Source organism: Microbulbifer magnicolonia (assembly GCF_035117725.1).
GTDB lineage: Bacteria > Pseudomonadota > Gammaproteobacteria > Pseudomonadales > Cellvibrionaceae > Microbulbifer > Microbulbifer magnicolonia.
Map to the genome: position 1 here is coordinate 493612 of NZ_JAYEFD010000001.1, position 13290 is coordinate 506901.

Annotated in this window: 15 protein-coding genes; 11 read left to right on the plus strand and 4 right to left on the minus strand. The window is 63.5% G+C overall.

Annotated features, from left to right (window positions below):
* Positions 1–15: 15 nt before the first annotated feature.
* From RRF64_RS02180 to RRF64_RS02190, 3 genes are all read right to left on the minus strand, one after another.
* Positions 16–348 carry a YnfA family protein gene (locus RRF64_RS02180; protein ID WP_323844179.1) on the minus strand — a complete coding sequence of 111 codons (333 nt, stop codon included), beginning with the start codon at positions 346–348 and terminating at the stop codon, positions 16–18.
* Positions 349–483: 135 nt separating this feature from the next.
* On the minus strand, positions 484–1836 hold the full coding sequence (locus RRF64_RS02185) for a sensor histidine kinase (protein ID WP_323844180.1): 1353 nt from the start codon (positions 1834–1836) through the stop codon (positions 484–486).
* 7 nt (positions 1837–1843) lie between these two features.
* Entirely contained in the window at positions 1844–2560 is a 717-nt protein-coding gene (locus RRF64_RS02190; protein WP_323844181.1) for a response regulator transcription factor, read from the minus strand.
* Between the two features lie 267 nt (positions 2561–2827).
* Here RRF64_RS02190 and RRF64_RS02195 point away from each other — a divergent pair, with 267 nt between their 5' ends.
* From RRF64_RS02195 to RRF64_RS02240, 10 genes are read left to right on the plus strand one after another with little or no spacing between them, the layout of a single operon-like run.
* Positions 2828–3277: a hypothetical protein gene (locus RRF64_RS02195; RefSeq protein ID WP_323844182.1), complete on the plus strand. Its 450-nt coding sequence runs from the start codon at positions 2828–2830 to the stop codon at positions 3275–3277.
* Positions 3278–3324: 47 nt separating this feature from the next.
* Positions 3325–3813 carry a Na+/H+ antiporter subunit E gene (locus RRF64_RS02200; protein WP_323844183.1) on the plus strand — a complete coding sequence of 163 codons (489 nt, stop codon included), beginning with the start codon at positions 3325–3327 and terminating at the stop codon, positions 3811–3813.
* Positions 3807–4082, plus strand: coding sequence for an MrpF/PhaF family protein (locus RRF64_RS02205; protein WP_323844184.1), 276 nt, complete (start codon positions 3807–3809; stop codon positions 4080–4082). The genes RRF64_RS02200 and RRF64_RS02205 overlap by 7 nt, the downstream gene beginning before the upstream one ends.
* Positions 4075–4470 (plus strand): monovalent cation/H(+) antiporter subunit G, encoded by a 396-nt coding sequence (gene mnhG / locus RRF64_RS02210; RefSeq protein WP_323844185.1) that lies wholly within the window; start codon positions 4075–4077, stop codon positions 4468–4470. Before RRF64_RS02205 ends, mnhG begins: the two co-directional genes overlap by 8 nt.
* Positions 4471–4493: 23 nt before the next feature.
* Entirely contained in the window at positions 4494–5528 is a 1035-nt protein-coding gene (locus RRF64_RS02215; protein ID WP_323844186.1) for a DUF4040 domain-containing protein, read from the plus strand.
* Between the two features lies 1 nt (position 5529).
* Complete coding sequence (locus RRF64_RS02220) at positions 5530–5907, plus strand: cation:proton antiporter subunit C (RefSeq protein ID WP_323844187.1); 378 nt, start codon at positions 5530–5532, stop codon at positions 5905–5907.
* Entirely contained in the window at positions 5901–7385 is a 1485-nt protein-coding gene (locus RRF64_RS02225; RefSeq protein ID WP_323844188.1) for a monovalent cation/H+ antiporter subunit D family protein, read from the plus strand. The genes RRF64_RS02220 and RRF64_RS02225 overlap by 7 nt, the downstream gene beginning before the upstream one ends.
* Positions 7382–8899 carry a proton-conducting transporter transmembrane domain-containing protein gene (locus tag RRF64_RS02230; protein WP_323844189.1) on the plus strand — a complete coding sequence of 506 codons (1518 nt, stop codon included), beginning with the start codon at positions 7382–7384 and terminating at the stop codon, positions 8897–8899. Before RRF64_RS02225 ends, RRF64_RS02230 begins: the two co-directional genes overlap by 4 nt.
* A 7-nt stretch (positions 8900–8906) precedes the next feature.
* Complete coding sequence (locus RRF64_RS02235; RefSeq protein WP_323844190.1) at positions 8907–9200, plus strand: hypothetical protein; 294 nt, start codon at positions 8907–8909, stop codon at positions 9198–9200.
* A complete protein-coding gene (locus RRF64_RS02240; RefSeq protein ID WP_323844191.1) occupies positions 9193–10902 on the plus strand; it encodes a Na(+)/H(+) antiporter subunit D in 1710 nt (569 codons plus the stop codon). Before RRF64_RS02235 ends, RRF64_RS02240 begins: the two co-directional genes overlap by 8 nt.
* A 181-nt stretch (positions 10903–11083) precedes the next feature.
* Here the strand turns inward: RRF64_RS02240 and RRF64_RS02245 are convergent, their stop codons facing one another.
* Entirely contained in the window at positions 11084–11740 is a 657-nt protein-coding gene (locus tag RRF64_RS02245) for a TetR family transcriptional regulator (RefSeq protein WP_323844192.1), read from the minus strand.
* 340 nt (positions 11741–12080) lie between these two features.
* On the opposite strand from RRF64_RS02245, the gene RRF64_RS02250 reads away from it, so the two are divergent.
* Positions 12081–13283, plus strand: coding sequence for an efflux RND transporter periplasmic adaptor subunit (locus RRF64_RS02250; protein WP_323844193.1), 1203 nt, complete (start codon positions 12081–12083; stop codon positions 13281–13283).
* The last annotated feature ends 7 nt before the right edge of the window (positions 13284–13290 follow it).

The following is a 13290-nucleotide window of genomic DNA, read 5'->3' on the forward strand; positions in this document are numbered from 1 at the left end:
AGAACCGCGTTCGCTTTACGAGTGCCTCCAGCCGGAGACCATTATGGCCATGCCGCACAGCGCCACGCTCGCGCCGACCCAGTCGTGGGTGGACAGCTCTATGCCTTCGACATAGCGTAGCCAGAACAGCGCGGTTACCACATAGACACCGCCGTAGGCGGCGTAGACGCGACAGCTCGCGGCCGGGTGCAGGGACAGCAGCCACACAAATGCGACCAGGCTCAAGGCGCCGGGCAGCAGTAGCCAGACGGAGCCGCTTTTGCGCAACCAGAGGTAGGGCAGGAAGCAGCCGAGAATTTCCACTATCGCGGTGACAATAAAAAGTGCAGTCGTTTTGATAATCAGCACAGCTCAGGTATCCAGTTTGCGGCAGAAATAGTGAACGAAGCGCTGTCTCACGCTGATTGAATGCCCCTTGCATATGGGTGCCAGCCGTTGCGACATTCCGGTGGAATACCCCGGCATGGTCGGTCGCGTGCGCGGTCAGCAGCGGGGCAGCTGTATCTGTACGCGCAGGCCGCCGCGCGCCATGTTTTCCAGTGACAGCTCGCCGCCGTGGGCCTGCACAGTGTTGCCGGCGATGGACAGGCCGAGCCCGACGCCGCCGGTTTTGCTGTTGCGGGATTTGTCCAGGCGATAGAAGGGGCGCAGCACTGCCGCCAGTTCCTGCGGCGGGATACCCGGGCCGCGGTCGTCCACCGCGATGCGGATACTGTCGACCCCGCCCGCGACGCTCACCTTCGCTCCACCACCGTACTTGATCGCATTGTCGATAAGATTCTGCAGACTGCGCCGCAGGGCCACCGGCCGGCACTCGAGCACGCAGTCATCGCCGCTGCCGCAAAACTGTACCGGGTAGCCTTCCTCCCTGAGGTCGTCGCACAGGCTCTCGGCCAGCGCGCCGATATCGATCCTGCGCGGCGTTTCGCTGGGATCCAGGCCGCGGGCAAAATCCAGTACCGACTGGATCATGGTTTTCATGTCGTCGACCACGCGCAGCAGGCCCTCGCGCTCCTGGCAGTCCTGCAGCAGTTCCGCGCGCAATTGCAGGCGGGTGACCGCGGAGCGCAGGTCGTGGGAGATGGCAGCGAGCATTTCCGTCTGGCCGTGTACCAGCCGCGCGAGGCGCTGCTGCATTAGATTGAAGGCGCGGGCTGCGGCGGCGACCTCGGCGGGCCCATTCTCCGGCAGCGGCGCTGCGTCGATATTGGTACCAATGCTGTCGGCGGCCCTGGCCAGCTGGCCCAGCGGCGCCACGGTTTTGCGAATCAGGTAGCCGGCCAGCAGCAGCGCGATCAGCCCTGAGAACAGCAGGTACAGCAGCACCGCATCGTGTATCAGGGATTCGCCTTCCGGCAGTATCGCGTGAAAGACGGCGCGCTCGTCATCGGGAAAATTGACCGCCACCAGCACGTCGTAGCCGTGCAGCGGTTCGTTTCTGGCGAGCAGCGGGGCGGGTTTCAGGCGCCGCAGGCACACCTGCGCATTGAAACCGGGCACGTCGGCAAAGGCGGCGCCGAGGGAGTCCGCCAGGCGGCGCGAAAAGTCGTTGTCGCGGCAGCGCTCGTCGTCGAGATTGCCGGTTTCCGGAAACATCGTCAGGAACTGGGTTTCCGCGGCGGCGAGTATGCGCTGGCGGTCCCGCTCGGGAAAGCTGCGCGCCAGTTCGACCACGCCGATGACGCGATCCGCCAGATCCGTGGCCTCGGTGAGCAGAATGGTCTTGTCGCGATTGATCTCATAGATCGCCAGACTGATGGTGTGCGACAGCAGAAAGGCGCAGAAGAGCACCAGTATCGTGCGCGATCGGATCGTGTGTGGCCGCCGGAACTTCACCCTGCGTTCACTCCGCCTCGACCGGATAGGTGAACATATAGCCGGTGCCCCAGGCGGTCTTGATGATCTCCGGTTTCTTTGCATCGTCGCCGAGCTTGCGCCGCAGGCGGCTGACGTGGGAGTCGATACTGCGGTCGAACGGGAAACTGTCGCGACCTTTGGTCAGATCCAGCAGGCGGTCGCGGGACAGCGGCACCTGGGGGTTCTGCACGAAGGCGAGCAGCAATTCGGTCTCACTGGTGGAGAGCGGTATCGCGGTGGCGTCCACATCGTACAGCTCCATCTGCGCCGGGTAGAATCGCCAGCCGGCGAAGCGGTATACACCACGCTTGCGGCTGACCGCCGGCTGTCGCGCGCGGCGCAGCACTGCCTTGATGCGCGCCAGCAGCTCGCGGCCGCTGAAGGGCTTGACGATATAGTCGTCGGCGCCCAGCTCCAGCCCCACGACGCGATCGATCTCGTCGTCCTTGGCGGTGACCATGATCACCGGCGGCATTTCCGCACTGCCGTGCAACTGGCGGCAGAGTTCAAAGCCATCCCGGCCCGGCAGCATCACGTCCAGCAGAATCAGGTCCACCGGCCGCTGGGCCATCAGGCCGAACATCTCCTCGCCGTCCCGCGCCGTTTCGACCGCATAGCCCTCTGCAGTCAGCAGGCGGCCGATCAGGTCGCGGATGTCGCAGTCGTCATCGACCACCATTACACAGGCTTTGGGCGCCGCCATCGGAATCACTTCGAATTGTTATCAACTGTTGCAAATCATGGAATCGCGTGCCGCCGCTGGCTGCCAGAGCTGGCGCGGCGCGCGAAGCCCCGACTTTAGCAGAGCCCCCGCAGTGCGCCAACTTCGGCTAGTCCGCAGGTGCTATGGCGGCTGCCGGTGAGCCGCGCCGACAAACTCCGACACACTTTTTCACAATCCTGACAATATTCGGCACAGCAAAAATGCCAAAGTGATCGGCACAACAAGACCGATAAACCGCAGGCATTTATGGCGAGAAGAACGCGAATAGGGATAGGTATCGGTGCGCCGCTCGCGCTGATCTTCAGCCAGTCGCTGGCCGCGATGGAGCCGATGAGTGCGGCCGGGCTGGTGTCCGCGTGCAAAGCGTATCAGATGGCCGGCGAAGCGACAGCCGCGGCCAGCTGCAGGGCCTTCATTCAGGGCTACCTGGCGGCGAGCAACGACATCGTCGCCGCCGAGGATCGTCCGTCCGGGTTTGTCGCGCGGGCTTTGCGCACGCGCGCCAGCCGCCTTTCCGATGCCGCGGAGCAGCGCCTCGACAGCCGCTACTGCCTGCCCGAGGGGGAAACCGTGGATAGGCTGATCGCCAGGGTCGCCGCCGAGGAGCAGCGTTTCGCACCGGACACCGCGGCGGACATCGTGATGCGCCGGGTGTTCGAGCGCCACTATCTCTGCGATGCGGCGGTCCAGAGCTGATGTCGCTGTCCTGTCGGTACTAACGGCTGAGTTTGCTCGAGTCGACTATGCGTTACACCCTCTCCCTGTTTGCGGTGCTGGCCTTTATCTGGCTGGCCAACTCCGGCCACTACACGCCGCTGCTGCTGACGTTCGGCCTGCTGTCGATCGCCCTGGTGATCCTGCTGGCGCGACGGATGCAACTGGTGGATCGCGAATCCCAGCCGCTGCACCTCGCGGCGGCCTTGCCCGGCTACTACTGGTGGTTGTTCCGCAAGATAGTGCAGAGCAACCTGGAGGTGGTCGCCTGCGTGTGGCGCAGCGTCTTCAGCAGCGATGCCGTTATCTCTCCCGCGCACGCGCGGCTGACGACCAGTCTGCGCAGTGATCTGGGGAAAGTGCTCTATGCGAACTCGATCACCCTGACACCGGGGACCGTGGCAGTGGCACTAGACGGCGACCAAATCCTGGTGCACGCGCTGACCGCGGCGGGCATCGAGGAACTGCGCCGGGGTGAAATGGAAAGGCGGGTAGGGGCGCTGGAAGAATCATGCTGACCGCGACGATCGTTGCACTGCTGGTGGTCATGGCACTGGCGCTGGTGCGGGCGCTGCTGGGCCCGAGTATCTACGACCGCATTCTGGCCGTGAACGTGTTCGGCACCAAGACGGTGCTGTTGATCGCGGTGATCTGCTTCACTTTGGGCAAGCCGGAGTTTCTCGATATCGCGCTGGTGTACGCGCTGATCAATTTTGTCAGCGTGATCGGCGTGTTGCGCTATTTCGAATTCCGCGCGGGCAGCAGCGGTGAGGTGCCCAATGACTGAGACAATCCTGATGCTGCTCAGCGGCCTTGCCCTCGCCCTGGGCTGCTTCTTCATGCTGTCCGGTGCCATCGGCCTGCTGCGGTTTCCCGATTTCTACACGCGCATGCACGCTGCCGGCGTGACCGACACGCTGGCGACCTTTCTCATTATCGGCGGGCTGATGCTCCTCGCGGGCTGGAGCCTGGCGCTGCTCAAGCTCGGCCTGATTCTGCTGTTCATTTTCTTTACCAGTCCGGCCGCGAGTCACGCGCTGGCCAGGGCTGCCCAGCACAGCGAGTGGAAATTGTCGGGGACGGAAGCGCGCGGCGAACGGGATCGGGAAGCCAAGATTCTGGATGCTCCAGCGGACGTCGCGGAACCGGACGCACTCAATACGGACAAGGTCTGAGCGGCGGTGGAGAAGCAAAGCTGATGGAACTGTTACTGAATATTGCACTGCTCGCGCTGCTGCTGATCACGGCCACGGCCATCGCCTGCACGAAAGATCTGTTCGCCGCGGCGATGCTCGCCGGTATCTACGGGCTGCTGTCCGCCAGTTTTTTTATGACCATGGGCGCGGTGGACGTGGCATTTACCGAGGCCGCCGTCGGCGCCGGTATCGCACCGCTCCTGATACTGCTGACCCTGGCGCTGTGCGGCCGCCGTCAGCGGCCGGACAGGCGCCGGGCCGCGCTGGCGCTGGCCTTGGTAGCCATCGTCGGGGCGCTGCTGCTCGCCGCCACGCTGGATATGCCCGCGTTTGGCGCCGTCGATGCACCGGCGCACCGGCATGTGGCGCCGCGCTACATCACTGAGTCCATGGCGGAAATCGGCATCCCCAATATCGTCACCTCGGTGCTGGCCAGCTACCGGGCGTTCGATACCCTCGGCGAAGTGGTGGTGATCTTTACCGCGGGACTCGGCGTGCTGGCACTGCTGCTCGGCGGCGGCGAGAGCAGATCTGCCGTGCCGTCATCGGTATTGCAGTCGGGCGGACAGTCGCGGGATCTGGTATTGCGGGTAACGGCCAAGATACTGATTGCACCGATCATGCTGTACGCCCTCTATGTGCAGTTTCACGGCGAATACGGTCCCGGTGGCGGCTTCCAGGCCGGGGTGATTTTCGCGGTGGGCTTCATCCTTTACGGGCTGGTGTTCGGGCTGGACGCGCTGCACAGGGTGGCCGGCCACGGCCTGGTGCAGTTGCTCGCCGCGGTCGGCGTACTGGTCTATGGCTCGGTCGGCCTGCTGGGGCTGGCCAGTGGCCGTAACTTTCTCGACTACGGTGCGCTCGCGGGCGATGCGGTCAGTGGCCAGCATGTCGGCATCATCGCCATCGAGCTGGGTGTCGGGATCACTGTGGCGGCGGTAATGATTTTGGTTTTCTACGCCTTTTTCGCACAGTTGCGGCGCCTCGGGCAGCTGGCGGTGCGGGACGAGGAATTTGCCGAGGGGAGGGCCGGTTAAGGTGTTGCTGGCATCGCTGTACAACTACTGGGTGGTGATCGCCCTGATGATGATCGGGCTCTACATGGCCATCGCCCAGGGCAACCTGATCAAGAAAGTCATCGGCCTGAATATCTTTCAGACCTCGGTGTTCATCTTCTACATCAGCGTCGGCAAGGTCGACGGCGGCAGTGCGCCGATTCTGACAGCGGGGGAAAATCTCTATTCCAATCCGCTGCCGCACGTGCTGATACTCACCGCCATCGTCGTCGGCATCGCCACCACGGCACTGGCACTGGCGCTGGTGATTCGCATCAAGCACGCCTACGGCAGCGTGGAGGAGCGGGATATACAGGCCAGCGAAGATGCTGCGGCCGCGGGGGGTGAAAAGCCGTGTTGAGCCACCTTCCGATATTGCAGGTCATTCTGCCGCTGGTGGCGGCGCCCTCCTGCCTGATCATCCGCCGCGCCAGTCTCGTGTGGCTGTTTACGCTGGGGGTCAGCCTGGCGGCGCTCGCAGTCAGTGCACTGCTATTGCAGCAGGTCTACACCACAGGCCCGGTCAGTTATGCGCTCGGTGGCTGGGATGCGCCCTGGGGTATCGAGTACCGCATCGACCTGCTGAATGCCTGGGTGCTGTTGATCGTGTCCGCGCTCAGCTCTGCGGTAATCGCCGCGGCACACAGCAGTGTCGCGCGGGAACTGGCCGCGGGCCGGCAGACGCTCTTCTACACCCTCTATCTGCTGTGTTTCGCCGGGTTGCTCGGCATAGTCGCCACCGGCGATGTCTTCAACGTGTTCGTGTTCCTGGAAATCTCGTCGCTGGCCAGTTACGCACTGATCGCGCTGGGCCGGGACCGCCGCGCGCTCTGGGCGTCGTTCCAGTATCTGATCATGGGCACTATCGGTGCGACCTTTATCCTGATCGGCATCGGTTTCCTGTACATGATGACCGGCACCCTGAACATGGCCGACCTGGCCGCGCGCCTGCCGGCAGTGGGCGACTCCACCACGGTGCTCGCCGCCTTCGCGTTTGTGTTCGTCGGCATCTGCCTGAAGCTGGCGCTGTTTCCGCTGCACCTGTGGCTGCCGAACGCCTACAGCTATGCGCCGTCTATCGTCACGGCGTTTCTCGCCGCTACCGCCACCAAGGTGGCGCTCTACCTGCTGCTGCGCTTTACCGTCACCGTCTTCGGGGTGGATTTCGCCCTCGCCAGCCTGCCGCTGGAATTCCTGTTGATCGGCCTCGGACTGGCGGGCGTTTTCGTCGCCTCTGCCGTGGCCATCTACCAGCTGGATATCAAGCGCATGTTCGCCTATTCGAGCGTCGCACAGGTCGGGTACATGGTCGTGGGAATCGGCATCGGCACCGCGACGGCGCTGCAGGCGACACTGCTGCACCTGTTCAACCACGCACTGATGAAGGGCGGGCTGTTTCTGGCCCTGGCGGGGCTGGTCTATCAGATCGGCGGCTGCCGCATAGACGCTTTCCGCGGGCTCGGCCGCACCATGCCCTGGACCATGGCGGCCATCGCGATCGGCGGTATCAGCCTGATCGGCATGCCGCTGACGGCGGGCTTTGTCAGCAAGTGGTATCTGGTCATGGCGGCGATCGACAGCGGTCTCTGGTGGCTGGGCATACTGATCGTGCTGGGATCGCTGCTGGCGGTGATCTACGTCTGGCGACTGGTGGAAGCCGGCTATCTGCAGTCGCCGCCGCAGGCGCTGGCAATGATCCGCAGCGAGGCACCGCTCGGCCTGCTGCTGCCCACCTGGCTGTTGATCGGTGCCAACCTGTATTTCGGCATTGATACCCGCCTGCCGGTCGCAGTGACGGCCGCGGCTGCGCAGTTCCTGCTCGGAGGTGCCGCACCGTGAACGATTCGACCCTGCTGCAACTCGGGTTGCTGATTCCGCTGCTGGCGCTGGCCGGCATCCAGTTGACCGGCCGGCGCGCCAACCTGCGCGAAGCCGTGTCGCTGATCGCGGGCACGGCGCTGCTTGCCGCAATGGCCTCACTGTACAGACCGGTCATCGACGGGCAGGTGATCGCCGCGCACTGGCTCGATGTCCTGCCCGGCATGGCGCTCGCGTTTCGCGTCGAGCCGCTGGGGCTGCTGTTCGCGCTGGTGGCCAGTTTCCTGTGGATCGTGACCACCCTCTATGCGATCGGCTATATGCGCGGCCACGGCGAGCGGAACCAGACGCGCTTTTTCAGCCTGTTTGCGCTGTCGATCGCCGCGGTGATGGGCATCGCGTTTGCGGAGAATCTGTTTACGCTGTTTGTCTTCTACGAAATCCTGACACTCTGCACCTATCCGCTGGTGACCCACGCCGGCACCGACAAGGCACGCAAGGGGGGCAGGGTGTACCTGAGTGTGCTGCTCGGCACCTCCATCGGCTTTTTCCTGCTGGCAATCGTCGCGACCTGGCTGCTTGCCGGCACCCTGTCGTTCAAGGCCGGCGGCGTCTTTGCGCCCGGCACTTCCACGGCACTGCTGTCGGTCCTGCTGGTGCTCTATGTGTTCGGTGTCGGCAAGGCGGCCATCATGCCGTTCCACCGCTGGCTGCCGGCGGCGATGGTGGCACCGACACCGGTCAGCGCGCTCTTGCACGCGGTGGCGGTGGTCAAGGCGGGGGTCTTTGTACTGCTGAAGGTCTGCCTGATGATATTCGGGCTGGAGACGCTTCAGAGTATTCCGGCCACCGAATGGCTGCTGTACCTGGCCGGCGCGTCGATTCTGCTCGCGTCAATTGTGGCACTGCGCCAACAGAATCTGAAAAAGCGCCTCGCCTATTCGACGGTCAGCCAGCTCGGTTACATCACCCTGGGCGCGCTGCTCGCGACCAGCGCCGGCGCCACCGGCAGCGCGCTGCATATCGTCATGCACGCGTTCGGCAAGATCACGCTGTTCTTTTGTGCGGGCGCGATACTGGTGGCCGCACACAAGACCGAGATCGGTGAGCTGCGCGGTATCGGCCGGCAGATGCCGGTCACCATGACCGCCTTCCTGATCGCCAGCCTGTGCATCATCGGCATTCCGCCCACCGGCGGCACCTGGAGCAAGTGGTACCTGATGCTGGGGACCTTCGAGGCACAGCAGTGGCTGCTGATGGCCCTGTTGATGGCGAGCTCGCTGCTCAGCATCGCCTACCTGCTGCCGATTCCGCTGCGCGCCTTTTTTGAAGGCAGCGGTGGCGGCAGCGGTGGTGGTCAGGTGGGAGTCGAGACCGGCGGCGAGAGGCCGCTGACGGCGGGGCAGGGCGAAGCGGTCGAGATCCGGGAGGCGCCGCTGCCGTCGCTGATAGCGCTCGGTGTCACCGCCGCGGGCTGTGTCTATCTGCTGCTGTACCCGGATGTTTTCTATCTGCTGATCAAAGCCGGAATTTGAAGCGCGTATGAGTGGTGATAAACACGATTTCTTCGATAAGCCGGACAATGTCCGCCGCTTGTTGCGGGTTTTCTACGGTATCTGTGCCTTACTGGTCGCGCTGGATCTTGTCGTCCACCGGCATACCGAGTACCGCTGGGAGGGGCTTCCGGCCTTCTATCCCGTTTACGGCTTCGTCGGCTGCGTACTGCTGGTTGTCGTCGCCAAGTGGATGCGCAAATTCCTGATGCGCCCCGGCGACTACTACGACCGCGTTGAGCTTGCAGAGGCAGACTCGCAGAGAGGGCGCGGCGATGTTTGAAGTGGCTCCGTTTGTTCCGTTTTTTGTCGCGGCGGCAATCGCACTCTTTGTGCGCGGCTGGCCGCGCGCGCTGCTGATGGTCGCCGTGCCGCTGCTGGGGCTCGCCAACCTGTGGCTGCTGGGCCCGGGCAGCTTCGGCGCCTGGTCCGTGCTGGATTTCGAGCTGCTGTTGTTCCGCGCCGACCGGCTGAGTCTGCTGTTCGGCTACCTGTTCCATATTGCCGCGCTGATCGCCATTGTCTATGCGCTGCACCTGCGCGACACGCTGCAGCAGGTTGCCAGCCTGCTGTATGCCGGCAGCGCGCTGGGCGCGGTCTTTGCCGGCGACCTGCTGACGCTGTTTATCTTCTGGGAGCTGCTGGCGCTGACGTCTGTAATGTTGGTCTGGGCGCGCCGCACCGGCCGCGCCTATCTGGCGGGCCTGCGCTATTTTTTCCTGCAGATCCTGTCCGGCCTGCTACTGCTGGGCGGTATTATTTTTTACGCGCAGGCGCAGGGCTCGCTCGAATTCGGCTACATCGGGCTGGGGCAGGGCATTCTTGATTCGGTGGGGAGCTGGATGATCTTCCTCGCCTTCGGCATCAAGTGCGCCTTTCCCTTTTTCCACAACTGGCTGACCGACGCCTATCCGGAATCGACCCCCACCGGCACGGTTTTCCTGAGTGCATTTACCACCAAGGTCGCCGTCTACGCGCTGGCGCGGGCCTATCCGGGTACCGAACTGCTGGTCTATATCGGCGCGACAATGGCCTGCTTCCCGATCTTCTATGCAGTGATCGAGAACGACCTGCGCCGCGTTCTGGCCTACAGCCTGATCAACCAGCTCGGCTTCATGGTGGTGGGGATCGGTATCGGCACATCGCTGGCGATCAACGGCGCGGTGGCGCATGCCTTCAACGACGTGATCTTCAAGGGATTGCTGTTCATGTCCATGGGCGCGGTGCTGCAGATGACCGGGCGTATCAATGGTTCCGAGCTGGGCGGTCTCTACAAGACTATGCCGAAGACCACCGTGCTGTGCATTATCGGCGCCGCCTCGATTTCGGCCTTCCCGCTGTTCAGTGGTTTCGTCAGCAAGTCGATGGTGATGAGCGCGGCGATCCAGAACGGCTACGACTGGGTGTGGCTGATCCTGCTGTTTGCCTCAGCCGGCGTCTTCCACCACGCGGGCATCAAGATTCCGTACTTCGCTTTCTTTGCGCACGACTCGGGCCTGCGCGCCAAGGAACCGCCGACCAATATGCTGGTGGCCATGAGTATCGCCGCGGCGCTGTGCCTGGCCGTGGGTATCTATCCGCAGGCGCTCTACCGGCTGCTGCCATTCGAGATGTCTTATTCGCCCTATGACTTGACTCATGTGCTGACCCAGCTGCAGCTGTTGTTTTTCTCCGCGCTGGCGTTTGTGTGGCTGAATCTGCGCCGGCTCTATCCGCCGGAACTGCCGTCGGTCAATCTGGATGTGGAGTGGCTCTACCGACGCCTGCTGCCCGCTGCCGCGCGCAGCTTCTTCGCCGCTGCGTTCCGCCTGGATGAGCGCGTGCGTCGCACTGCGCTACACGCTGTCGACCGTCTGATGGCGGGGGTGACCAGCTACCACAAACCCGACGGCGTCATGGCGCGCAGCTGGCTGACGGGCAGTATGGTGGCGGGCGTAGTGCTGTTGTTGGGGCTCTACCTGCTGCTCGGCTTCAGCACTTATTAAACCGGCAACCAATTGGGTTGGCGGGTTAATGCGGCACAGGGATGTGCCGCCGCCGGCCGCAGGCTGGCGCGAACCCGCGAAATGCCAGCAGATCCACGCATCTGCGTCAGGATTTCAAGGGCGACAGTGAAATAGATGAAGATTCATCTATTTCACTGCCGGATAAATAGTTTGGCCGGGATCAGTACACGGCTACTGCGCTGCGCTCGCGCCGCAGTGCCGCTGAAAAGCGCAGCATATCGATCATCGCATCGATGTAGCGCGCGCCCAGTTCCGTCAGGTCGCCAATTTGCGGCTGCAGCAGCCATTCTTCCATGACGCCGATCAATGCGCCGTGCAGCATCGGCACCGCCACGTCCACATCCAGTTCAACGGGCAGCTGGCCCTTTGCCACCGCCGCGCTGACCAGTTGGTGCATGCGCTGAATCCCCTCGGCGCGCCCCTGCATCATGCGCTGTTGAATTTCGCCGCTCTCGGTGACCAGCTCGCAGCGATGAAAAATAATCTCGAGGATCAGCTGCCACTGCTGGTTGCAGGCTACCTCCTCGAACAGCCATAGCCAGCGGGTGCGCAACACACCCAGAGGATCCCTCTTCAGTTCCTCGCCGGCGGACTCACACAGCTTTTCACCCGGCAGCTTGATGCGCTCTGCCAGTGCGTTAAGCAGGTCTGCCTTGTTGCGGAAATGGCCGTAGACGGCGCCGCGGGTGACACCGGCCAGTTCGGCAACCTCGGTCAGGGAAGGGCGGGCAACCCCGTGCTTGTGGAAAACGGTAATGGCGGCATCCAGGATCCGCTCACGGGTCTCCTGGGCTTCCTCTTTTCTGCGTTTGGCCATGAGGTCTGGGTACTTCTGTTGGAAAGTCACAAATTGCAGTTGGGCCCGGATTGCGCGCAATTGGCCGCAGCAGGATTGAAATCGGTCGATCGGCTGCGGTTAATGGCGACCATATCCGGTGGTCCGGTTTTTGGCGGCCGTCTGGCGGCCGCATCAAGCTGGGATCGCAGTCTAAGTCATATTCATGCATGAATGAATAGTTGATATTCATTCATGACTGAACATAAAATGCCAGCCCCAGAATCTGACTAACCTGCCTGTTGGCATATTTGATTCAAGTTCTGCGACACCGTCCGGACGGCGGGTCCCTTTCATGGAAAGTTCGAGGTAAGAGGTCGAAATGCTGAACAAGAAAGCGCTAGCCAGTCTGCTGATGGCATCCGCATTGCTCACAGCCTGTGGCGAGGAAGAGGCGGCACCGGCGGCCATGGCGGCCCAGGTGACTGTGGTCACCCTCAAGGCGCAGCCGGTCACCCTGACCCGGGAACTGCCCGGTCGCACTGCGCCGTTCAAAATTGCCGAGGTGCGCCCCCAGGTAAACGGTATCGTCAAGCAGCAGCTGTTTCGCGAAGGCGGCCTGGTCGACGCCAATCAGCCCCTCTACCAACTGGATGACGCCACCTACCGCGCCGATGTCGACAGCGCGCGTGCCAGTCTGCAGCGCGCGGAGGCGGCGCTGAACGTGAGCCGTCTGAACGCGGCGCGCACTGCAGGCCTGGTCAAGACCGGGGCGGTCAGCAAGCAGGACAACGACAGCGCCCAGGCCAGCCTGCAGCAGGCGCGGGCCGATGTAGCGGCGGCCAAGGCGGCGCTGCAGCGCGCGGAGATCCAGCGCGATTACGCCCGCATCAGCGCGCCGATCGGCGGGCGTATCGGCAAGTCCGCGGTCACCCAGGGCGCCCTGGTCACCGCCAATCAGTCCGCCGCACTGGCCACCGTGCAGCAACTGGATCCGATCTACGTCGAGGTGACGCAATCCACGGCGGAACTGCTGAGTCTGCGCAAGGCGCTGGATGCCGGCACCGTCGAACAGGCGTCGGACCTGCCAGTGACCATCCTGCTGGAAGACGGCAGCGCCTATGAACACCGCGGCAAGCTCGAGTTTGCCGAGGCCAGCGTGGACCCGACCACCGGCAGCGTGTTGCTGCGGGTAGTGGTGCCCAATCCGGACAATATGCTGCTGCCCGGCATGTATGTGCGCGCAGTGATCGGCCGCGGCGTGCGCGAGCACGCGATACTGGTGCCGCAGCAGGGCATAGCCCGCGATCCCAAGGGTCACACCTCGGCGATGGTGGTGACAGACCAGGGGCTTGTCGCGCAGCGCTCGGTCGAGGTGAGCCGCACTATCGGCAGCAAATGGCTGGTCGAGGGCGGCCTGCAGGCCGGTGACAGGGTCATTGTCGCCGGGCTGCAGAAGATCCGCCCGGGCGCGCCGGTGCAGGCCGCCGAGGCCGAAGCCCCTGCGGCGCCCGCCGCCGGTGAGATCAGTGCCAGCGAAATACAGGCCACAGAAGTTCAAGCGCCGACTGCAGACGAGTCGTAAGGAGTCC

Excerpts from the sequence above, each read along its gene's own strand:
- RRF64_RS02190 (WP_323844181.1), bottom strand. The coding sequence starts at position 2,560 with ATGGCGGCGCCCAAAGCCTGTGTAATGGTGGTCGATGACGACTGCGAC.
- RRF64_RS02215 (WP_323844186.1), top strand. The coding sequence starts at position 4,494 with ATGGAACTGTTACTGAATATTGCACTGCTCGCGCTGCTGCTGATCACG.
- mnhG (WP_323844185.1), top strand. The coding sequence starts at position 4,075 with ATGACTGAGACAATCCTGATGCTGCTCAGCGGCCTTGCCCTCGCCCTG.
- RRF64_RS02250 (WP_323844193.1), top strand. The coding sequence starts at position 12,081 with ATGCTGAACAAGAAAGCGCTAGCCAGTCTGCTGATGGCATCCGCATTG.
- RRF64_RS02245 (WP_323844192.1), bottom strand. The coding sequence starts at position 11,740 with ATGGCCAAACGCAGAAAAGAGGAAGCCCAGGAGACCCGTGAGCGGATC.
- RRF64_RS02200 (WP_323844183.1), top strand. The coding sequence starts at position 3,325 with ATGCGTTACACCCTCTCCCTGTTTGCGGTGCTGGCCTTTATCTGGCTG.
- RRF64_RS02235 (WP_323844190.1), top strand. The coding sequence starts at position 8,907 with ATGAGTGGTGATAAACACGATTTCTTCGATAAGCCGGACAATGTCCGC.
- RRF64_RS02205 (WP_323844184.1), top strand. The coding sequence starts at position 3,807 with ATGCTGACCGCGACGATCGTTGCACTGCTGGTGGTCATGGCACTGGCG.
- RRF64_RS02240 (WP_323844191.1), top strand. The coding sequence starts at position 9,193 with ATGTTTGAAGTGGCTCCGTTTGTTCCGTTTTTTGTCGCGGCGGCAATC.
- RRF64_RS02195 (WP_323844182.1), top strand. The coding sequence starts at position 2,828 with ATGGCGAGAAGAACGCGAATAGGGATAGGTATCGGTGCGCCGCTCGCG.